The organism is Streptomyces sp. NPDC005784 (assembly GCF_042871525.1).
In the GTDB taxonomy this organism is placed as follows: domain Bacteria; phylum Actinomycetota; class Actinomycetes; order Streptomycetales; family Streptomycetaceae; genus Streptomyces.
In genome coordinates this window covers 39,075-60,101 of record NZ_JBIAIQ010000036.1, presented here as the reverse complement: position 1 = coordinate 60,101, position 21,027 = coordinate 39,075, and the positions used below count along the sequence as shown (strand labels likewise).

General features: G+C 71.4%; 14 protein-coding genes. 13 read left to right on the top strand and 1 reads right to left on the bottom strand.

Annotation, left to right across the window (positions count from 1 at the left end; translation table 11 throughout):
* The first annotated feature begins 34 nt into the window (after positions 1-34).
* The 10 genes from ACFYR3_RS36350 to ACFYR3_RS36305 all read left to right on the top strand — a co-directional run bounded on the left by ACFYR3_RS36350 (position 35) and on the right by ACFYR3_RS36305 (position 12,633).
* A complete protein-coding gene (locus tag ACFYR3_RS36350) occupies positions 35-847 on the top strand; it encodes a TauD/TfdA family dioxygenase (RefSeq protein ID WP_389286244.1) in 813 nt (270 codons plus the stop codon).
* 26 nt (positions 848-873) lie between these two features.
* Complete coding sequence (locus ACFYR3_RS36345; RefSeq protein WP_389286242.1) at positions 874-2,145, top strand: hypothetical protein; 1,272 nt, start codon at positions 874-876, stop codon at positions 2,143-2,145.
* A 248-nt stretch (positions 2,146-2,393) separates the two neighbouring features.
* Positions 2,394-2,573 carry a hypothetical protein gene (locus ACFYR3_RS36340; protein ID WP_355852583.1) on the top strand — a complete coding sequence of 60 codons (180 nt, stop codon included), beginning with the start codon at positions 2,394-2,396 and terminating at the stop codon, positions 2,571-2,573.
* Positions 2,574-2,729: 156 nt separating this feature from the next.
* Positions 2,730-4,664, top strand: coding sequence for a hypothetical protein (locus tag ACFYR3_RS36335; RefSeq protein ID WP_389286240.1), 1,935 nt, complete (start codon positions 2,730-2,732; stop codon positions 4,662-4,664).
* Positions 4,661-6,085: a hypothetical protein gene (locus ACFYR3_RS36330; RefSeq protein ID WP_389286238.1), complete on the top strand. Its 1,425-nt coding sequence runs from the start codon at positions 4,661-4,663 to the stop codon at positions 6,083-6,085. Before ACFYR3_RS36335 ends, ACFYR3_RS36330 begins: the two co-directional genes overlap by 4 nt.
* A gap of 17 nt (positions 6,086-6,102) precedes the next feature.
* Entirely contained in the window at positions 6,103-6,894 is a 792-nt protein-coding gene (locus tag ACFYR3_RS36325; protein WP_389286236.1) for a phytanoyl-CoA dioxygenase family protein, read from the top strand.
* A gap of 1 nt (position 6,895) precedes the next feature.
* On the top strand, positions 6,896-7,879 hold the full coding sequence (locus tag ACFYR3_RS36320) for an aldose epimerase family protein (RefSeq protein WP_389286234.1): 984 nt from the start codon (positions 6,896-6,898) through the stop codon (positions 7,877-7,879).
* Between the two features lie 24 nt (positions 7,880-7,903).
* Positions 7,904-8,776 carry an LLM class F420-dependent oxidoreductase gene (locus ACFYR3_RS36315; protein ID WP_389286232.1) on the top strand — a complete coding sequence of 291 codons (873 nt, stop codon included), beginning with the start codon at positions 7,904-7,906 and terminating at the stop codon, positions 8,774-8,776.
* Between the two features lie 2 nt (positions 8,777-8,778).
* Positions 8,779-9,729, top strand: coding sequence for an LLM class flavin-dependent oxidoreductase (locus ACFYR3_RS36310; protein ID WP_389286231.1), 951 nt, complete (start codon positions 8,779-8,781; stop codon positions 9,727-9,729).
* A 243-nt stretch (positions 9,730-9,972) separates the two neighbouring features.
* Positions 9,973-12,633 (top strand): glycosyl hydrolase, encoded by a 2,661-nt coding sequence (locus ACFYR3_RS36305; protein WP_389286229.1) that lies wholly within the window; start codon positions 9,973-9,975, stop codon positions 12,631-12,633.
* Between the two features lie 40 nt (positions 12,634-12,673).
* Here the strand turns inward: ACFYR3_RS36305 and ACFYR3_RS36300 are convergent, their stop codons facing one another.
* Entirely contained in the window at positions 12,674-13,249 is a 576-nt protein-coding gene (locus ACFYR3_RS36300) for a hypothetical protein (RefSeq protein WP_389286226.1), read from the bottom strand.
* Between the two features lie 158 nt (positions 13,250-13,407).
* Here ACFYR3_RS36300 and ACFYR3_RS36295 point away from each other — a divergent pair, with 158 nt between their 5' ends.
* The 3 genes from ACFYR3_RS36295 to ACFYR3_RS36285 are packed head-to-tail and all read left to right on the top strand — an operon-like array spanning position 13,408 to position 20,737.
* On the top strand, positions 13,408-15,156 hold the full coding sequence (locus ACFYR3_RS36295) for a TIGR02677 family protein (protein ID WP_389286224.1): 1,749 nt from the start codon (positions 13,408-13,410) through the stop codon (positions 15,154-15,156).
* Entirely contained in the window at positions 15,153-16,400 is a 1,248-nt protein-coding gene (locus ACFYR3_RS36290; RefSeq protein WP_389286222.1) for a TIGR02678 family protein, read from the top strand. The genes ACFYR3_RS36295 and ACFYR3_RS36290 overlap by 4 nt, the downstream gene beginning before the upstream one ends.
* Positions 16,397-20,737, top strand: a complete 4,341-nt coding sequence (locus ACFYR3_RS36285) for a TIGR02680 family protein (RefSeq protein WP_389286220.1) — start codon at positions 16,397-16,399, stop codon at positions 20,735-20,737. The genes ACFYR3_RS36290 and ACFYR3_RS36285 overlap by 4 nt, the downstream gene beginning before the upstream one ends.
* Positions 20,738-21,027 lie beyond the last annotated feature (290 nt).

Sequence of the window (21,027 nt, the reverse complement as noted above, 5' to 3'; positions counted from 1 at the left end):
GGGTGTGTTTATACCTCGACCGGATCGTCCGTATGTGCCGTTGCGGACACGTCTGTTGGAAGGTCCGGCCCTGTTGGCGCCCGAGGCGCACCCTGTTCCTGCCGAGCGCGGCCGGCTTTCGTCATGGGTACGCGGACGACTGGAAGACAGCGGCCTGGCTCTCGCCCGGCTGGACCGACCGCTCGACGCGGCCAGCCTGCTCGCGCTCGGCGCCGATCTGGGTCGGGTGAGCGAGGAGACCGACCCGGCGGTGCTCCCCTACGTGGAGCAGGGCCGCATCCTCAACCTGATCAGCGGGCGGGCGGCCACCGAGGATGTCGCGCTCCAGCCCTTCTCCGCCGGAACGCTGACCCTGCACAGCGAGGGCAGTGGGCGGCCGGCGGCCACCCAGCCGCGGTACATCGTCCTGATGTGCCAGGACCCCGGCGACGAGGCGGCGGCCCAGACGGTCCTCGTTCCGATGCGGGCCGTCGCCGAACGGCTTCAGCCCCGCACCCTGCGCACCCTGGGCGGCCTTTACTACCAAGATGCCCCCGGGGTGCCCCCGATGGCGCGCACGGTCGGCGATCGGACGGTCTTTTCCTTTCGTGACTTCGGTGACCGGCCCCTGCGCTGGCTGGCCGGAAAGGACACCGGGCCGTCCGCTGACGCCGCGGCGGAAGCCGACGACGCGATCACCGCTCTGCTGGCCGCCATGTACCGGCCGGAGACGGCGCTCGGCATTCGCTGGCAGCGGGGCACCCTCGCGGTCATCGACAACACCTGGTTCTTCCACGGCAGGACGGCGGGCCGCTTCAGCGCCGGGGCTCGCCGACACCTCCAGCGCATACGTGTCACGGCGCGATGAACCGTACCGACCCTGGAGACACCGCCTTGCCTCTCGAAATACCACGACTGCGACTGCACGACACCGCCGACGCCACGGCCGCCGAGGTGGTGCCGGGCGACAACGAGCTGAAGGTGTTCGGGTGCGGGCCGCTGCCGAGTACCGCGCCTCACATCGGTCACCTGGCCCAGTTCATGGGGACCGACGTACTACGCCGTGCCCTGCACTGGCTGGGCACACCCACCCGGTTCCTGCTGGCCGTTCCCGACCTCGCCGTCGCGCCCGCACCGCAGGCGCGGACAGGTTCCGTTCCGTGGGCCCCGGCCGCACCGGCCGAAGGCCCATCGCAGGCCGAGCGCAGTTCCGCCGCGCTCCAGGCCGACCTGCTGGCCATGGGCGTGCTTGCTCCGGAACTGCGGCCGACGAGCACGGCGGTCGCCCTCGTCATCGAATTCGTACGGTCGCTGGAACGTGCGGGTTTCACCTACCAGCTGGACACCGGCGTCTACTTCGACACCGGACGCCTGCCCGAGTTCGACGTTTTCGGCGACCCCGGGCCCGAGTTGCGCGCCATGCGGTCGCAGGCCGAGACGGACCCCCGGCGCCGCCACCCCGACGACTTCGCCGTGTGGCGCCGGGAGGACTGGCGTGACCTGCACGCCAAGCGGTGGTCGTCACCGTGGGGGCCCGGCCGGCCGGGCTGGCACATCAGCTGCTCGGCCATCGCGGCGACGCTCGGCCCGCACCTCGGTGTGCACGTGGGCGGCGAAGCCCAGCGGCACCATCACCATCTTGCCGAGATCGCACAGAGTGAGGCGCTGCTGCCGTCGGGCTCACGATGGGTGGGGCGGTGGATGCACCACGCCCCGCTGCGTACGGAATCCGGCACGCTCAGCCGCGACCGCAGCGCCCCGTCGCTCGGGGAGCTGCGACGGTCGGGTTTCCACCCGTTGGCCTTCCGTCTTCTGCTGCTGCGCGGTCACTACCGCGCACACCCCCCCTTCACGACCGAGGCCCTGTCCCGAGCCCAGGGCACCCTGACCCGACTGGCCGCGCTCGCCCGGTCCGCCCGGCTTCCGGACCCACCCAGCTGGGCCGAGGCTCGGAGGCGGACCGGCGAGGGACCGGCGGCCCGCCTCCTTGGACGATTCACCGAGGCGCTGGCCGACGACCTGGACACCGCGACGGCCCTCAGCGTGCTGGAGGAAGCACTGTGCGAGCCCGACCGCGATCCCGGAGGCCTCGTCGCCTCGGCCTCCGACCACGTGCTCGGCCTGCGTCTGACCACAGTGGAGACCGGCGTGTCGGTCCCGGGGTGATCGGGGCGGTTCCGCCACCGCCCGCGCGAAAGCGGTAGAAGCCACGGAGCACCGTGCCCGAAAAGGGCGCGGTGCTCCGTGGCTTCTACGGGTTCGAAAGCGGATGACGGGGTGGGTCCCGCGGCTTCAAGCGCGGACGATGCGCAATCGAACACGGGCCGGACCAATGGCTGTTGTTGAACCGCCGGGCGCTGCCTAAGTTCTTCCTCGTGACCACGATCCACCATAGAAAAAGGGAGGTGAAACACATGATCCACACGTCCGAGCAGATGAAGCGCATGGCTCTGGCCGTCGGTGCTACCGCGGTCGTCGGTGCGGGTATGACCGGCATGGCCCTCAACGCCACGGCTACCCCGGAGAAGTCCTCCGGCGGCCAGGAACTCGCGTCCTGCACGAGCTCCGTCACGCAGGTCCAGATGTGCTGGTAGCCCCAGTGCACACACCGGGCGGTCCACCCCTTGGGTGGACCGCCCGGCCCAGTCCTGAGCCCTCAGAGCCTGTGCCATGTCCCCGTGCGGGCACGCGACGCCTGGCCGGGGACACGCCACAGGATCGCGAACGGATACCGACACTTTGGAGCAGGCATGAATCTCACCGTCGCCGGACTGCCCGGCGGGGCCGCCGCTGCGAAGGTGTTCGCCGCGGCCCGGGGACGGGAAGCAAAGATCGTCACCGATGTCCCGGAGCTGCTGGCCGAGCTGGACCGTGCGCCCGGCGCCGTGGTGCTGGCCCTGGGGGCCGACATCGACTTCCGCGCGCTGGCCGAGATCGTGCGCCATGCCCACCGGGCCGGCGTCCCGATCGGCCTGATCGACGGCTGGCGCGGCACCGCCGCCGCCGAGGACCACGCCCGGGAACTGGCCCACTGGACCGCCGCCCTCCGGCCCGGCGTCACGGCCTGGCTGGAGGAGTCGCCGCTGGTGGCGATGCACGGCGGCTACGGGTCCCTCGACCTGCTCGACGTCGCCGCCGCGGACCCCGGTCCGCTGCTGCGCTCCGAGCGTCGGATCACGGGTATCACCAGCCACAGCAACGGCATCGACTCCCCCCTCGGCCACGCTCTGCTGTGCGGACTGCGGGAGGCCGAGGGCGAAGCCCTCACTCCCTACCTGCCGTGCGCAGCGGGTGGGCCCTGCCGGGGCGCGAAACCCGGCCCGGACGGCACGCTCGGCCGACCTCGGCTGATCGCCCCGCGGGAACTGCCCGGCGACGTACTGGTACTGGGCATCTGCGACGGCGTCCTGCCGGCGCACGCACGCTTCGACCAGCGGGGCAGCATCCTGCGGGGCCTGCTGCGCCCGGGCACCGTCCGGCAGGTGATCACGACCTACAAGCACTGGCCGCTCGACGAGGCGGCCTTCCTCGCCGCCTGCCTGCTCGCCGACCGCGGTACTCCGCTGGGCGAGGTGGTCGACATGCTCAACGCCGCCTACCTGGCCGACCCTGCCACCAACGACGATCCGCCCTGGGTCCTGGTGGGCGATCCCACCACCGTCCTCGCCCTCGGGGACACGGAGCTGGACGAGATCCTGGCCGGCCCGTCGGGAGTACTGCGAACACCGGACGCCCTCGCGGACCGGGTCGTCCTCGTCGACGACCGGGACGATGCCCCGCTCTGGGCGGCCCCCGTACGCGGCAGCGCGTTCGGCGTATGGCTGCACGCCACCGCGGAGCGGCACGAACACCCCGTGCGGGTAGAGACTCTGCACACCAACGAGGACCACCGCGCCATCCGCCGGGTCTGGACATCCGGGACGCGGCTGGCCTTCACCGACCGGGTGTTCCGCGACGCCGCCGCTTCGATGTCCGGCCGGTTCGAGTATCCGGTCGCCCTCGCCGAACACGTGGGGGCGACGGTGGAGCGCCTGCGCGCGTCGGAACCGATGGTGGCGGTCAGAACCACGCTGTCCGGATGGTCCGACGACCTCGTCGCGCTCGCCGCCGCCGAGTCCTCCGGCTGGGCCGCCCTGCACGAGACGCTGGAGGAGGCGTTCCTGCGGCTCTCTCTCGACGCCACTCCGGACCTGGAGCGTTTCTACGGCGCGAGCGCGGTGCCCGCGCCTCCGACCGAGATCCGCTGCCCCTACTGCGCATCCCGTGCGTCACTGACACAACGCCATGTCCTGGCCACCGGAGCACGGCGGACCGTGGCACACTGCGACCGCTGCGCCGCCATCAGCGACACGGATGCGGCCCTGGAACTGGCCTGGCTGGACGGCCCCGGCACGGTGACACCGGGAGAGCCTGTCGAATACCGCGTCAGACTCGACCGGTGGCCGGACAACGGGGTCGGCGCCATGACCGGCCGGATCACCTTGCGCCAGCTTGCACCCACGGTCTACGACGTCGGACCGCGTGCACTCATGGTGGACGCCGACGTCCGGCGCGACCTGGTGCTGCACTGGACGCCGCCGCGGACACTTGCTCCGGGGTTCTACAACCTCGGAGCGCCCGTCGTCCTGGACGGGACGCTGTGCACCCTGCGGCGGCCCCTGACCGTGCGAGGAGCACAAGCATGAACAACCGGCGCCCGTTGCGGTTGTACAACTCCCTCGGCCGACGACTGACGAACTTCCGGGCGGGCGAGCTGGTGAGGATCTTCAGCTGCGGGCCTCTCGTATTCACCCCTCCGCACCTCGGTGTGCTGCGCGGTGCGGCCGGGTTCGACGTCCTGCGCCGTACCCTGCGATGGAAGGGGTACCGGACGCGGCACGTGTTCATGGTGACCGACATCGACCGTGGCCGGGACGGGGCGCCGCTTCCGATACCACCCGGTCTGGGTTCCCCGGCCGATCCGGTGGAAGCGATCGCCACCCACTACACACGTGTTTTCCAACAGGATCTCGCCAGGCTGAACTTCCTGCGGCCCGACGAGTTCGCACGGCCCTCCCGTTTCGTACCGGAGATGATCCGCTATGCGGAAACCCTCCAGCGCAAGGGTTTCGCCTACCCGACGGACACCGGACTGTATTTCGACACCGCAAGGTTTCCCCGCTACGGCGAACTGGCCGGCCTGGACCTGAGCGCGCAGCGCGAAGGAGTCCGTCCGGCGGGCCTGCGCAGCACCGCGGATTTCGCGCTGTGGCGGTGTGCGTCGCCGTCCGCCGTCCGGCGGGGCTGGGAGTCGCCGTGGGGCTGGGGTCTGCCCGGCGCTCACATCGGCTGCTCCACGATCGCCACCATGCTGCTGGGCGAGCACTTCGAGATCCACACCGGCGGCAAACACCACCGCAGACTGCACCATGTCAACGAAATCGCCCAGAGCGAGGCCTATCTCGGAGACGGGCGGCCCTGGGTGGGGCACTGGCTGCACCACGACATGCTCACCTTCGGCGACCGGCCGATGGTGCGTGGCGGCACGTCGATGAGGCTGACCGACCTCGTGGACGCGGGCACCCACCCCATGGCGATCCGGCTGTTCCTGCTCAGCGGGCACTACCGCGGTGAGCAGACGGTGGCACCCGACTCCCTGAGCATCGCGGCGAAAACGCTGCGCCGGCTGGCCGCGCGGCTGGAGTCGGCCGGGCCCGTGTGTGAAGTGCCGACGTACGAGGAAGCCGTCTCCCGCATCCCCGCCGAGGACACCGCGGCACACGCGCTGCTCAACCGTCTCGACGCGGCCGTGTGCGCGGACCTGAACTCGCCGCAGGCACTCGCCGTCGTCCACGAGATCGCGCACGCGACCACCCTCACGGAGCAGGGGCGCCGCGTCCTGGTGGGCGCCGCCGACGCACTGCTCGGTCTCGGCCTGGGTACCCTCACCTGCGGCGAACTGGAAGCCGGTCCCGCCCGGCGGACCGATCAGGATGTCATCCACCGCCTGGTCGCGGCCCGGGCCGAGGCGCGCCGCGCCCGCGACTGGCTCCTCGCCGACAGGATCCGCGCCGACCTGCATCGGCTCGGAGTAGAGGTCAACGACGACTCACTCACCCGCTTCTGACAACGAAGGAGAGACCTGTGTCCACCCTGCGCACTGGTTCACGCACCGACGTCGGCACCGGCCGCGCGCTGGCGGAACTGGGAGTCCGGTCCGGGATGCCGGGACAGGAGATCACCGAGCGCCTCGACGAGTACGGCTACGCGCTGCTTCCCGGCGTGTTCACGCGGCCGATGCTGGAGGCCTTCCGATCCCGCCTGGCCCGGCAGACCGCGGCGGAAGGAACCCTCGGGGGCAGCGAGGTCGGCCAGGAGGCCGGCACCATGCGGCTGTCCGACCTGGTGAACAAGGGCCCGGAGTTCGACGTGTGTTTCACCAGCCCCGAGTTGCTCGCCGGGGTGGCTCACATCCTCGGCGCGTTCAAACTCTCGTCGGTGAGCAGCCGGGCCGCGCTGCCCGGCGAGGGACACCAGGCGCTGCACGCGGACTGGTCCGGCCGGAGCCCCGCCCCGGGCGAGTACCAGGCGTGCAACTCCATGTGGATCCTGGACGACTTCACCGAGGAGAACGGCGCTACCCGCGTCGTCCCCGGCTCGCACCGCTGGGGCCGGGCGCCCGAGGAAGCGCTCGACGATCCCTTCGCGCCTCATCCGGACGAGCGGTTGGTGCTGGCTCCGGCCGGCTCGCTGCTGCTCTTCAACGGGCACCTGTGGCACGGCGGCACACTGAACCGCACAAGCTCCCCGCGCCGCGCCCTGCACGCCTATTTCACTCGCCGCGAGAACCCGCAACAGCTCGACCAGGCGCGTTACGCACGCCCGGAGACTCTCGCCCGGCTCGGTCCGGCGGCCCGGTTCGTCCTGGACGCCTGACATGCCGATCTCCTGCCGGCCGGTCGGTGTCACCAACGGGTCCACGAGGCAGGGCCCACGCCGGGTCGACGCCTATGAACTCGACGGCGGCCACGGTGTGCGGGCCGTGATCTGGACGTACGGTGCCACCCTGGCCGAACTGTGGATACCGGACAGGACCGGCCGCAGTGTCAACGTAGCCCTCGGCTTCCCCGACCTGGCCGGCTACGAGGACCCGAAGAACCCCTACCTCGGTGCGACGGTCGGCCGCTTCTCCCGCAACGTCGGACGCGGCCGGTTTCGTCTCGACGGGGCCGAGTACCAGCTCGACCTCAACGACCACGGGCACCACATGCACGGAGGGCGCGAGGGATTCTCCCGGATGGTGTGGCAGGCCGAGCCCGACCCGACGGCGATGTCACTGACCCTGCGACTGGTCAGTCCGGACGGTGACCAGGGCTACCCGGGCGAGCTGACCGCGCAGACCGTGTACCGGCTCGTCGAGCACGGCATCGAGTTCGAGCACCGCGCCACCACTACCCGGCCCACCGTGGTCGACCTCACCAACCACACCTATTGGAACCTCGCGGGAGAGGGCACCGTCGACGAGCACACACTGCGCATCGGCGGTTCGCGGGCGATCCGGTTCGGCGAGCGGATGGTGCCGGTGCCGGGACCGCCCGAACCGGTGCACGGCACCGCGCACGACTTCACCCACGCCCGGCCCCTGCGGGGCATCGCGATCGACCGCTTCTTCGTACTGGACGGTCCACGCGAGACGGTCGAACTCGCGCACCCCGCAGGTGGGTTGGTGATGCGGGTGCGCACGGACGCGCCGGGCACCGGCGTCTACACCGCGGACCGTTTCGCCCGCCCCCGCGGCGGGATCTGTCTGCAGAGCAGCGCACTGCCCGACGCACCGAACCGGCCCGACTTCCCGTCCGTACGGCTGGATCCCGGACAGGTCTACCGCAACCGCACCGTGCATGAATTCACGGCGGAGTGACCGCCGGGAGCATCAGGAGGAACGATGAGAGTCGGCGTTCAGATCAGAGACTTCACCTGGTCCGGCGGGCCTGCTCGGCTGGGCCCGCGACTCGGCAGGATCGCGGCGGAGGCGGACGCCGCGGGGTTCTCCCACATCGCGGTGGCCGACCACCTCTTCCAGGTCAGTTCCGTCGGTCCGCCCGAGCAGGAGATGCTGGAGGCGTACACCACCCTGGGCTTTCTCGCCGCCCACACCTCCAGGGCGAAGCTGATGACGCTGGTCACCGCGGTCAGCCATCGGCACCCCGGTCTCCTCGCGAAGACCGTCAGTACGCTTGACGTTCTCTCCGGCGGTCGCGCCTTGCTCGGTATCGGCGCCGGCTGGAACGCGGAGGAGAACCACGGCCTCGGGCTGCCGTTCCCGCCGGTCGCGGAGCGGTTCGAGTGGCTGGAAGACACGTTGCGCCTGTGCCTGAGCATGTGGTCGCGGGGTGACGGACCGTTCGACGGCACACATGTGCACGCGGCCCGCACCCTCAACTCGCCACAGCCGCTGTCCCGGCCACATCCGCCGATCATGGTCGGCGGTATGGGCGAGCACAAGACCCTACGGATGGTCGCGAAGTACGCCCAGGCGTGCAACCTCTTTCCCGGCCCCGACCTGCCGCGCAGACTGGAGGCGCTCCGGGAGCACTGCGCACGCGAGGGACGGGACTACGACACCATCGAGAAGAGCGCCTACTACGTGCTCGACCCGGGCCCCAAGGGCCGTGACGTCCCCCGGATCCTGGACGAACTGGGCGCGCTGGCGGAGCTCGGCATCGAAACGGTGATCGGCGGTGTCCCACGCGTCGAGGACCTTGAGCCACTGGCCCTGCTCGGCGAGCACGTGCTGCCGGCCGTCAAGGAGATCTGACCATGGACGGCATCCGTTTCGGTGTCCACTCCGGCCAGTTGCACGGTAGCTTCGAGGCCTGCCTGAAGCTGTGGGAACGGTCCGAGGAACTCGGCTACGACTGGATATCGGTGTTCGACTTCCTGCGGCCCTGGGCGTTCCCGCCGGACTGGCCGTGCTTCGAGGGCAACACCCTGCTTGCCGCGCTGGCCGCACGTACCCGCCGTATCCGGTGCGCCATGCTGGTTTCGCCCGTCACGTGGCGGCATCCGGCGCTCACTGCGAACATCGCCGCCACCCTCGACCACGTCAGCGGCGGCCGGCTGGAGTTCGGGGTCGGTGCGGGCGGCACCGACCGCGGCTACGAGCAGTACGGCATCCCGTTTCCGCAGCCGGGCGTACGGCTGGACATGCTGGACGAAGCCTGTACGATCCTGCGTCGGCTGTGGACGGACGACGAGACGACGTTCACCGGCGCGCACTTCCGGCTGGACCGGGCACGCCTGGCGCCCAAACCGCTCCAGCCGCACCTGCCGTTGATCGTCGGCGGTGACGGCATACGCCGTACCGTCGCCGTCGCGGCCCGTCACGCCGACATCTGGAATGCACTGCCCGTCTCGCCCGAGCTGTACCAGCGCAAGTCGGACGCCTTCGACGCGGCGTGCGCCGCCATCGGCCGAGATTCCCGTGACGTCCGCAAGTCCATCACGTTCCGTGCGGTCGTCACCCCGACCGAGGCCGAGAAGTCCCGCCGGGCGGCGGCGGAGCTGATGGACACACCTGAAGCGCTGCGGACCCAGTACATCAGCTTCGGCACGGTACAGGACTGCGTCGAAGCCTTGCTGCCGTACGTGCGGATGGGGGTCCGTGACTTCCTCCTCGCCGTCAAATCACCGGTGGACTGGTCGACGCTCGAACTCGTCGCGACGCAAGTGGCGCCGGCCGTTCGCTCGCTCCTGCCTGCCGGCCCGTGAGATGACGGAGCATCATCCGGACGTCATCCAGCACCCGGTGATGGTGATTTCCGTAACGCGTCCATCGCCGTGGAGCTCTGCCTGACCGCCCGTCACCCCTGGGCCGGCGTACGGCCGGTTTCCCGCACGGAAGCAATGAATGACAGGTTCTGCTCAAAACCTTGTCCAAGCGGCGGACGTCCTCCCGTCCGCGTGGTCGGGTCTCCTGCGACGGCTCTGTCGAAGCTCGTTCGGGAGGATCTGGTGTCAGCAACAACCCGCAAGAGACGATGGCTGACGATCTGTGCCATCACCGCGTCCGCCGCCCTCGTCGCGATACCCGCGGGTGCGGCGCCCGGCCGGGGCAGCAGCCCCTTCGGGGCCCGTGCCCTTCAGCAACTCGCCGCCGAACGCGCGCAGTCGGTGGGCGCTGTCACCCCCAAGGTGACGGCGGAGGACGACGGCGGCGACGACGGCAATGAAGCCGATGAGATAGCCGAGGGCGCCGACCAGTACGCCGAGGCCCGCACCTCGCCCGGCGTCGTAGCACCCGGCGCGTACGGTGCCGCCTGGAACAGTCTCGCCAACCTGCCCTCCACCGGGGGCAGTTGGCGGAACATCACTGATCTGCCGTACAACTCCGACGACGCGCGCTACCGCGACTACGACTCCAACTCCAGTGGTGGTTCGGGCAATGTCACCGGGCGGCTGGCCGCGATGGCAGCCGACAGCGGGGGGTATGTCTACGCCGGCAGCGCGGGCGGCGGCGTATGGCGGTCCCGGTCCGGCGGCGGGCACTGGCAGCCCATCAGCGACAAGCTGTCCTCCCAGTCGACCGGCGCGCTGGCGTTGGACGGGTCCGGGCGGCTGTGGCTGGGCACCGGCGAGGCGAACACCAACGCGGACGCGTACCTCGGCAGCGGGGTGTACGTGCTGAGCGACCCGCGCCACGGCACGTTCTCCTCCCGTAGCAGGGTCGGCGGTGACGAGCTGGAGAGCACCACCATCCACCAACTGCGGTTCGGTGGCGGCAAGGTGTGGGCTGCTACCAGCGAGGGTGTCTGGAGCCACTCCACGAAGACCCTCGGTGGCGCCTGGAAGCTGGAGTTCGCGCCCAACCCCGACTATCTGCCGGGCGGTTCACTGGCCGGCGACGCCTCGGCCCCGTACAAGAACATCACCAACGACATCGCGATCGACCCGAAGAACCCCGCCAAGGTGGTCCTCGCGGTCGGCTGGCGCAGCGGTGACGACTACAACGGCTTCTACGCCAAGGCCTCGGACGGCACTTGGACGCGGATCACCAGTGGCCTGGGCGACCTGCCGTCCGACCCGGACAACGTCGGCGACGTCACCTTCGCCCGGTCCGCCGACGGCTCCCGCTACTACGCCATCGACCAGTCGCCGGAGCAGCTGAACACCAACCCGGACAGCGGCCTGGAGGGCATCTACGTCTCCAAGTCCGGTTCTCCCACCGGTCCCTGGACGAAGGTCGCCGACTACCAGCAGCTGGCGGCCGACGGGTCGGCGCTGACCTCCAGCGGTTACATGCCGGGTGTGCAGGCCTGGTACAACCAGTTCCTGACCGTCGACCCGGCGAACGCGGAGCATGTGTACGCGGGGCTCGAAGAGGTCTACGAGACCAAGGACGGCGGCAGCACCTGGTCGACCGTCGGCCCGTACTGGAACTTCGGCTTCTCCTGCTGGAGCATCGACCCGGCCAAGCAGACCGGCGACTGCAACCAGACCACCCACTCCGACCAGCACGGCGTCGCCATCGGCAGCTACCACGGCAAGAGTTACGTGTACGTCGGCAACGACGGCGGTGCCTACAAGCGCCCCGTCAGCGGTGCCCAGGACTCCTCGGGGCACGCCACCGACTGGACCTCACTCAACGACGGCACCATCGACACCCTCCAGTACTACTCGGTGGGCATCGGCAAGGACCGTACGTACGGCGGAGTCTCCGTCACCGGCGGCCTGCAGGACAACGGCCAGTCGATTCTGCGCAGCAACGACAAGGTGATGGGCTCCAACTTCGGCGGTGACGGCGGTGACACGCTCACGGACCCGGCCAACGGCTGCAACATCGCCGAGGAATACGTCTATCTCTCCGTTCAGGTCACCCAGAACTGTGCGGTGAACGAAGGCAGTTGGGTAACCGACCCGAGCAAGGTCACGTCGTACAACGTCGCCCCGGCCGACAACGCCACGAGTGAGGCCCGCTTCATCGCCCCGCTCGCGACGGACATGAAGAACAGCTCGACATGGATCGCCGGCGGCCGTCATGTCTGGGTGCAGACACATGGCTACGCCATCCGCAGCGGTGACGAGTGGACGAGCGTCCGCGACCTCGGTGCCGGGCGCACCGCGACCGCCGTCGCCGCGTCCGGCGGCAAGGTGTACGCCGCGTGGTGCGGCCCCTGCAACAACCAGGGCTTCGCGCGCGGCATCTCCGTCGGCAACGCGGACGGCACCGGCTGGCACGACATCAACCTGCCGGCCACCGGCACGGACGGCGCGGTGCCCAACCGCTATCTCAGCGGCTTCGCCATCGACCCGAAGAACGCCAGCCATGTGTTCCTTGAGGTCAACGGCTTCTCCCGGCACTGGACCGAGGGACCCGGCGCGGGGGTCGGCCATGTCTTCGAGTCGACCGACGGCGGCACCACCTGGAAGGACATCTCCGCCAACCTTCCCGACGTGCCGACCAACTCCGCGGTCGTCACGGCGAACGGCGGTCTCGCCGTCGCCACCGACCTGGGCGTGGTCTACCGTGCGCCGGGCCGTGCGACGTGGCAGCGCGTCGCACAGCTCCCGGCGGTCGCCGTGCTCCAGTTGAAGCTGAGCCCGGACGGCGCCACCCTGTACGCGGCCACGCACGGCCGCGGCATCTACACGATCAAGGTGCGCGACTGCGGCTGACGCGGTGAAGCCGCAGGGGTGATTCCGGGGTTCTCCGGGGTCACCCCTGCGTCGTGTACGGCACCACCCTCACGTGCAGGGTGAAGGCGACGCGCGGCGCGCCGGCCACATCCGGCGCCTTCGCCGACACGGTGACGTCCGCTGTGCCGCCCCTTGTCCCGGCACAGCGCACCGAGACCCGGGCGGTGCCGTCCGCCGACATCTCCCATCCGGAGACCAGGGCGAAGGCCGGCGCGGAACTCAGCACGCCCGTCCACCGCTTGTCGTCGTTCCGAGGCCGCAGGACCAGGGACACCGTGGTGCCGGGCCGTACGCACAGGTGTCGTTCGGGCGTGTCACCGGGGGAGACGCCGACCTTCGCATGCCCGGCGGCACAGTGGCCCGTTGAAGCGGAGGGCGTGATGGCGGGCGTGGACGGGCTGCGCCCGGTCGGACTCGGCCGCGCCGTCGAGGACGGGGCCGCGGGGGTGCGCGTCGGCGCACCTGTCGACGGTCCCGGCGATCCCGCCGAGCGGCTCCCGGACGGCCCGACCGCCGATCCGCCACCCGCCGACGCGCCGCAAGCCGCCAGGACGAACACCCCGGCGACGATCCACCCTCCGGCCCACCACCGCATGTCCGCACCTCCGGGTCCGCTCGTACGACTACCAGCATGCCCCGCCCACGACATCGCGGTGACCCGATCCCCGCCGCGTACTCGGCTGGGCGAAAAGACGGGCGAAATTCGGACATCGTGCAGGGTGGGGGATGTCGGTCCGGGAGGATGGACCAACGATGACAGTCCAGACTCCCGGCCATGATTCCCCCGACTACACCCCCTTCGTCCACCTCACCGTCCCCAACGCCGCCCTGTATCGGCAGGTGATGCGGGCCTTCCTCGCCGCCAAGGAACGGTTCGCGGTGCATCTGCGGCCGGAGGATGTGCACGCCGCCATGGAGGCGGGGAGCAGGCCGGCAGACGTGGAGCCCGTGGTGAAGGCGCTGGACAGTCTCGTCGGCTGGGGCAATCTGCGGGCGGATCCGGACACCGGACGGGTGACGGCGGTCGAGGACTTCTACCGGAAGCGGTACATCTACCAGCTCACGCGGGCCGGCGAGGCGGCCGAGGCGGCGTTGGGGACGTACGACGAGGTGCTGGGGCGGCGCGGTGAACTCCAGGCGGTCGCGCTGCACGACATCGTCACGCAGTTGCGGGCGTTGCTGGTGATCACGGCGGAGGAGGAGCCCGACCCGGCCAAGGCGTACGTCGCCCTGTCCGTGCTGACGGCACGCTTCACCGACCTCGCGGACAACGCCCGTGCCTTCATGGGGTCCCTCCAGCGCACCATCGACCTGCACGACATCGAGGTCGAGGCGTTCCTCGCGTACAAGGACCGGCTGATCCAGTACCTGGAGCGGTTCATCCAGGACCTGATCACGCTCGGCGGGCGGATCGCCCTGCTGATAGGGGAGTTGGAGGAGCAGGGCCGGGTAGAACCGCTGCTGCGGCTCGCCGCCGTCCGCGAGGCCGCCGACGCCGCTCCCGAGGACGCCGAACACGCCGAAGCGGCGGCGCGGGAGAAGTGGGCGGCCCGGTGGTCCGGGCTCGCGGAGTGGTTCGTCTCGTCGGAAGGGCGGGCGTCGCAGGCCAGGCTGCTGCGTGGGCGGGCCCTCGGATCCATCCCTCAATTGCTGTCGGTTGTAAGGCAGTTGAATGAACGGCGGGCCGGCCGTTCCGACCGCTCGGCCGACTTCCGCGCGCTGGCACGCTGGTTCGCCCAGGCGCCGGACGACGAGACGCGACACCGGCTGTGGCGGGTGGCGTTCGGGCTGCACTCCTCCCGGCATCTGACGGTGGACGCCGACACCCTCGCCGAACGTACGGCCTCGCCGGAGCCGGCCTCGACCCCGTGGCGCGAGGCGCGACCGCTGCGGATCAGCCCCCAACTGCGCCGCACCGGCAGCTACGAGCGGCGCGGCAAGCCACGCAGGGTGGCGGACCGGGGTGAGGCGAAGCGCAGGCTCGCCGAGATCGCCGCCCGGCAGGCGGAGCAGACGGGCGCCGCCCGCGCCCGACTCGCGACGGGCGGCCCGATCCGGCTGTCCCGTCTGGGAGAACTCGACCCGCTGTCCTTCCAGTTGTTCCTGGGTCTGCTCGGTGACGCCCTCGCCACCTGGCGGCCGGGCATGACGAGCACCGCGGCGACCAGCGGGGACGGCTCGATGGAGATCCGGCTGACCGCGCCCGGTGACGGCTCGACGGCCGAAGTGCGCACGCCGGAGGGGGTGTTCAGCGGACCGGACCATCTGATCGAGATCGTCGACCTCACGGCGCGGGAGGCCGACCTCATGGCGGGGGAGAGGGGCCTCACGGCGCGGGAGGCCGACCTCCCGGCGGGGGAGACGGGCCCGGCCGACGGGTCCGCCGAACCACCGTTCATTGCCCCGGCCGAACCGAGCCCGACGACCACCGGGGCCGTCCCCCGGGCGGCTATTCCCCACCAGTCCTCCCGGACCGCCGCACCCGTGGGGGAGGACCGATGACCGGCCCCCTGGCCGAGGTCCTCGACGGCCAGCACGAGGCCGACCTGCAACGGGCCGCGCGGGCCCTCTTGAAGGAGCCCCTGCTCACCGCCGACGGGCCGCACGCCGACGCGTTCCGGCTGGTGCGCCGGCACTCCGCCGAACTGCGGGAGTGGTTCGAGCGCAACGTCGGCTGGACCCTGCGCACGGACGCCGACGCCGCACGGCTGCGCAAGACGCCGGGCACCCTCACCGATGCCACGCACCCGGCCCGCGAGGTCGGCCGCGCGGCGCTGCCCTTCACGCGGCGCCGCTACGTCCTGCTGTGCCTGACCCTGGCCGCGCTGGAGCGGGGCGAGTCGCAGGTGGCGCTCGGACGCCTCGCCGAACAGGTCGTCCTGGCCGCCGCGGACCCCGAACTCGTCGCCGCCGGAATCACGTTCACCCTGGAACGGCGCGACGAGCGCATCGACCTCGCGGCCGTCGTACGACTGCTGCTGCGGCTCGGAGTGCTGCGACGGGTGGCCGGCGACGAGGACGCGTACGTCAGCGGATCGGGAGACGTGCTGTACGACGTGCGGCGGCGCGTACTCGCGGGGATGCCCGCGGCCCGGCGCGGCCCCTCCCTGATCGAATCCCAGGGGTTCGAAGAACGCCTGGTGGAGATGACGGCGCAGACCTCGCTGGACAGCGACGAGCTGAGGTTCCGCGCGATCCGCTGGAAACTGACCCGTCGCCTCCTCGACGACCCGGTGCTCCACTACGACGACCTGACCGACGAGGAGCTGGCCTATCTCACCCGGCAGCGCGGCTTCATCACCGCGCGCATCGGCGAACTGACCGGACTGGTCGCGGAGGTCCGCGCCGAAGGCATCGCCATGGTCGACCCGCACGACGAACTCACCGACGTACGCATGCCGGAACAGGGCACGCACGGGCACATCACCCTGCTGCTCGCCGGGCATCTGGCGCGGGCCGACGGTCCGGTCACTGCCGCCGAACTCGCGTCCCGGGTGCGTGAACTGGCCGCGGAACACGGCGGTTTCTGGTCCAAGTCGGCCCGAGAGCCGGGAACAGAGCCCGAGTTGGTGGAACAGGCCCTGGAGAAGATCGTGGCGCTGGGGCTCGCCGAACGCACGGAACACGGCGTCGTGCCCCGCCCCGCCCTCGCGAGGTACGCGGTCGGCGAAGTCGTGGTCGGCGAACCGGGAAGAGCCCATCACCCCGCTGTGGCAACGGACTTGATCGTGAAGGACGAAAAGTGAACCACGCCGTGACCGCGCTCCCCAGCCCCGCGCCCGGCCGTTGGCGACCCCTGCGCATCGGGCTCGTCGACCTGTTCCACTACGACGTCGAGGAGTTCTGGTTCCGCGACGGCCGACTGCTGCTGCGCGGCAACAACGGCACCGGCAAGTCGAAGGTCCTCGCCCTCACCCTGCCGTTCCTGCTGGACGGAGACCTCTCCGCCCGCCGTGTCGAGCCCGACGGCGACCCGGGCAAGCGCATGGAGTGGAATCTGCTCCTGGGCGGCGAACACCCGCATCCGGAACGGCTCGGCTACACCTGGATCGAGTTCGGGCGGCTCGACGAGACCACGGGCGAGCCGCATTTCCGTACGCTGCTCTGCGGACTGAAGGCGGTCGCCGGACGCGGTATCGCCCGGCACTGGTTCGGGGTGACGGACCAGCGGATCGGCGCCGGCCTCGACCTGCTCGACGCCACCGGCACGGCCCTTTCCCGGGACCGCCTCGCGGAGGCCGTCGCAGGGCGCGGCATGGTCTACGACACCGCGAAGACGTACCGCCGAGCGGTCGACGAAGCTCTCTTCGGGCTCGGAGAGCGGCGCTACGGAGCACTCGTCGACCTGCTGATCCAACTGCGCCAGCCGCAACTGTCCAAGCGGCCCAACGAAGCGGCCCTGTCCCGGGCGCTGACCGAGGCGCTGCCGCCGATGGACCAGGCGGTCATCGCCGACGCGGCCGAGGCCTTCAGATCGCTGGACGAGGAGAAGGAGGAACTGCGGGCGGCCCGCGAGGCGGAACAGGCGTCGTCGGCGTTCCTCGACCACTACCGGCGCTACGCCCGCATCGCCTCCCGGCGCCGGGCCCGCCTGCCCCGCAGCGAACACGCCCGCTACGAGCACCTCCAGCGTGAACTCCTCAAGGCACAGGCCGACCGCGAACAGGCCGTGACGGACCGGAAGGCGGCCAGGGAAACGGCAGCCGCACTCGACGAGCGGGCCGCGCGGCTGAGCGCCCAGGACTCCGCGCTGCGGACCGGACCCGAGATGCGCGACGCCCGCGAGCTCGAACAGGCGGCGGCCGACGCCACCCGAACGGCAGGAGAACGGACGCGTGCCGAGGAGGATCGCCGGACGGCGGCCGAGGCCCACACCCGCGCCCTCGGCCGGCTCGCCACCGCCGGCCGGCGGCGCACCGCCGCGCTCAAGGCGCTGGACGACCTTCAGGGCCGGGTCGACGAGACCGCCGCGACAGCCCGCCTCGACATCCCCCGGACCCAGGGAGCACCCGAGGCGGCCCTGCGCCGGGTGGCGGACGAGGCGACGGCGCGCAGACGGCGCGCCGTCGCACACGTGGAGGAACTCGCCACCCGGGCCGAACACGCCGGGGAGGCCCGCAGAGCGGCCGGACTGCGTGCGGACGAGGCCGACGAAGAGGTCGTGCACAGCGGCGAACGGCTGGCCGAGGCCGAGGAGAAGGCCGCCGGGGCGGGGCGGGCACTGATCGCGGACGTGCGGGAATACCTGTCCCGCTGCGTGGAGTTGCGTCTGCCGGGCCTGCCCGGGGTCCTCGACGCGGTCCAGAACTGGGTGAGCGGTCTGGACGGCCCGCACCCGGCGCTCGCGGCGGCGGCCGGGGCCCATCGCGCCTTCGCCTCCGAACTGGCCGACCGAGCGGCCGCTCTGGCCCACCGGGAGGCGGGACGGGCGGACCGGCAGCGCCTCGCGGTCGAGGAACTGGCCGATCTCGAAAGGGGCGGGCAGCGCGGCCCGTCGGCACCGTACACCCGCACGCCGCACGTCCGGGAACGGGGTCCCGGCGCCCCGCTGTGGCGGCTCGTCGACTTCCGGCCCCATGTCACCGAGGCCGAACGCGCGGGACTGGAAGCCGCGTTGGAGGCATCGGGACTTCTCGACGCCTGGGTGCGGCCGGACGGTTCCGCGGTGGCGGCGGACGGCCACGACGTGCTGCTCGATCCGGCCGACCCGTTCGGCGGAGCCGGCCTCGACCGCGCGCTGTGCCCTGCCGTCGACCACGCGGACGCGGGGGCCGCCGCCGTGGGGGAGCGGACGGTCGGACGCCTGCTCGCCGCGATCGGACTGGCCGGACAGGACGGCGGCGGGCCCGGGGCGACCCCTTGGGGCGTCGAGGGCAACGACACCTGGGTCTCCGCGCACGGCGGATTCAGGGTCGGCGCGCTGACCGGCAGCTGGGCCAAGGACAGCGCCCAGTACGTGGGCGAGGGAGCACGGGAGCAGGCGCGCCGGGCCCGGATCGGTCAACTGCGCATCGAAATCGGGATTTTGGAGGTCGAGCGGGAGCAACTGGCCGAGGAACAGCGCGTTGTCGCCGAGCGTCGCCGTGTCCTCGACGCCGAACTCGCCGCGCTACCCGGCGACGACCTTCTGAGGCAGGCCCACGCGCGCGTCACCGCCGCGGCCGACGCGGTCCACCGGGCCCGTACCCGGCACCGTGAGCGGATGGCGGACCTGGCCCGCGCGGACGCTGCCGCACACCGGGCCACAGCCGAACTCACCGAGACCGCAGCCGACATGAATCTCCCTGCCGACCGGGCCGGACTGGGCGCCGTGCTCCAGGCGCTCGCCGACCACACGGCTCTCCTCGCGGCGCTCTGGCCGACGTTGAGAGAACGCGCGGAATCCGAGCACGCGGTCACCGTCGAGCGGGCGGAGACCGAACGGGCCGAACTCCGGGTCCAGGAACTCGCAGAGCGCACGGCGGAGGCGACCCGGCTCGCCGCCGCCGCGGACGAACACCTCACCACCCTCCGCTCCACGGTCGGAGCGGCCGTCGCCGACCTCCAAAGACGACTGGAGGCGACGACCGCGGCCGCACGCGTCTGCGAGAGCGAGCGAAGGCGGGCCCAGGAGGACATCGGCGAGGCGGACCGACGCGCCAGCCACGCCGAAGGACGCATCGAGCAACTCGGCGAGGGCGTCACGGAAGCGACCGCCGCCCGCGAACGCGCCGTCGCGGCGCTGCGGCGGTTCGCCTCGACGGGACTGCTCGTCGTCGCCCTTCCCGACACCGTCGTACCCGACGGCGACGGCGGGGCCTGGGCGGCGACCCCGGCCGTCAACCTCGCCCGCGCCATCGAGTCCCAACTGTCCGCCACCGACGACTCGGACGCGGCCTGGGAACGCGTACAGAGGCGGCTGAGCGAGGAGTTCAGCAGACTCCAGGACGCGCTTTCCCGGCACGGTCATACAGCGACGGCCCGGACGGGCGAGGACGGCATGCGGGTCGACATCGTCTACCAGGGCCGCGAACGCGCCGTCCCCGAACTCGCCGAAGCCCTTTCCGCCGAGGTCGCCGAACTGACCCGCATCCTGTCCGCGCACGAGCGCGAGATCCTTCAGACCCATCTGATCACCGAGGTCGCCGGCACGCTCCAGGAGCTGATCGGCGGTGCCGAACGGCAGGTGCGCGCCATGAACAAGGAGCTGGAGGAGCGCCCGACGTCGACGGGAATGAAGCTGCGGCTGGTCTGGCGGTCGTCCCGCCGGGCCCCGCAGGGACTGGCCGCGGCCCGTGACCGGCTGCGTCAGTCCGCCGACGCCTGGTCACCGCGGGACAGAGACGCGGTCGGCGCGTTCCTCCAGGAGCAGATCGCGCGCCGCCAGGCCGACGACAGCACGGGCAGCTGGCTGGAGGATCTCACCGCGGCCCTCGACTACCGCGCCTGGCACGAGTTCGGCGTCGAACGCCACCAGCACGGCAAGTGGGTACCTGCCACCGGGCCCGCCTCCGGCGGCGAACGGGTCCTCGCGGCGTCCGTGCCCCTCTTCGCCGCGGCGTCCTCCCACTACGCGAGCGCGGGCGGCGCCCACGCGCCGCGCCTGGTCACCCTGGACGAGGCGTTCGCCGGAGTCGACGACGACTCGCGCGCCAAGTGCCTCGGCCTGCTGCGCGCGTTCGACCTGGACGTCGTCATGACCAGCGAACGGGAATGGGCCTGCTATCCGCAAGTACCTGGGATCGCCATCGCACAGCTCTCCCGCGTCGACGACATCGCCGCCGTCCTGGTGACCCGGTGGGAGTGGGACGGCCGCGACCGGCGGCGCGGCACGGAGCCCGCCGGACAGGTGACCACTCCGAAGGAGTTCTCGGCTGCCGCCGACCCACCGGAGGCCTCAAGCGGATCCGGATCCGGATCCGGAGTTGGGGTGCCGGTGCCGGTGCCGGGGTGGGTCGAGGGCGAGGCCCCGGTCGGGGCCACGGGTGCCGCCCCGGTTGGTGCCCCGGTCGGGGTCCCGGGTGGGGCGACGGCACCGTCCGCGGGGCAGGGGTGGGCTGCCGTCGTGGACGGCGCCGGAGAACAGGAGTCCCGGTGGACGTGAATTCTCCCGTGCCGCCATCCTCGACGACCGGGAGCCCGGCCCGGCCGTCGAGCCCGGTCGGGCCTCGGGATCCGGTGGGGCGTCTGGATCCTGCGGGGCCTCGGGATTCGGTCGGGCCTCGGGATCCTGCGGGGCGTCTGGATTCGGTGGGGTCTCGGGACTCGGTCGGGCCTCGGGATCCTGCGGGGCGTCTGGATTCGGTGGGGTCTCGGGATTCGGTCGGGCCTCGGGATCCTGCGCGGCCTCGGGATTCCGTGGGGTCTCAGGATCTGGCCGGGACCCAGGACCCG

Bases quoted from the DNA above. Each gene is read 5' to 3' on its own strand.
- ACFYR3_RS36330 (WP_389286238.1), top strand. From the start codon at position 4,661: ATGAACAACCGGCGCCCGTTGCGGTTGTACAACTCCCTCGGCCGACGA.
- ACFYR3_RS36335 (WP_389286240.1), top strand. From the start codon at position 2,730: ATGAATCTCACCGTCGCCGGACTGCCCGGCGGGGCCGCCGCTGCGAAG.
- ACFYR3_RS36310 (WP_389286231.1), top strand. From the start codon at position 8,779: ATGGACGGCATCCGTTTCGGTGTCCACTCCGGCCAGTTGCACGGTAGC.
- ACFYR3_RS36300 (WP_389286226.1), bottom strand. From the start codon at position 13,249: ATGCGGTGGTGGGCCGGAGGGTGGATCGTCGCCGGGGTGTTCGTCCTG.
- ACFYR3_RS36340 (WP_355852583.1), top strand. From the start codon at position 2,394: ATGATCCACACGTCCGAGCAGATGAAGCGCATGGCTCTGGCCGTCGGT.
- ACFYR3_RS36315 (WP_389286232.1), top strand. From the start codon at position 7,904: ATGAGAGTCGGCGTTCAGATCAGAGACTTCACCTGGTCCGGCGGGCCT.
- ACFYR3_RS36295 (WP_389286224.1), top strand. From the start codon at position 13,408: ATGACAGTCCAGACTCCCGGCCATGATTCCCCCGACTACACCCCCTTC.
- ACFYR3_RS36320 (WP_389286234.1), top strand. From the start codon at position 6,896: ATGCCGATCTCCTGCCGGCCGGTCGGTGTCACCAACGGGTCCACGAGG.
- ACFYR3_RS36290 (WP_389286222.1), top strand. From the start codon at position 15,153: ATGACCGGCCCCCTGGCCGAGGTCCTCGACGGCCAGCACGAGGCCGAC.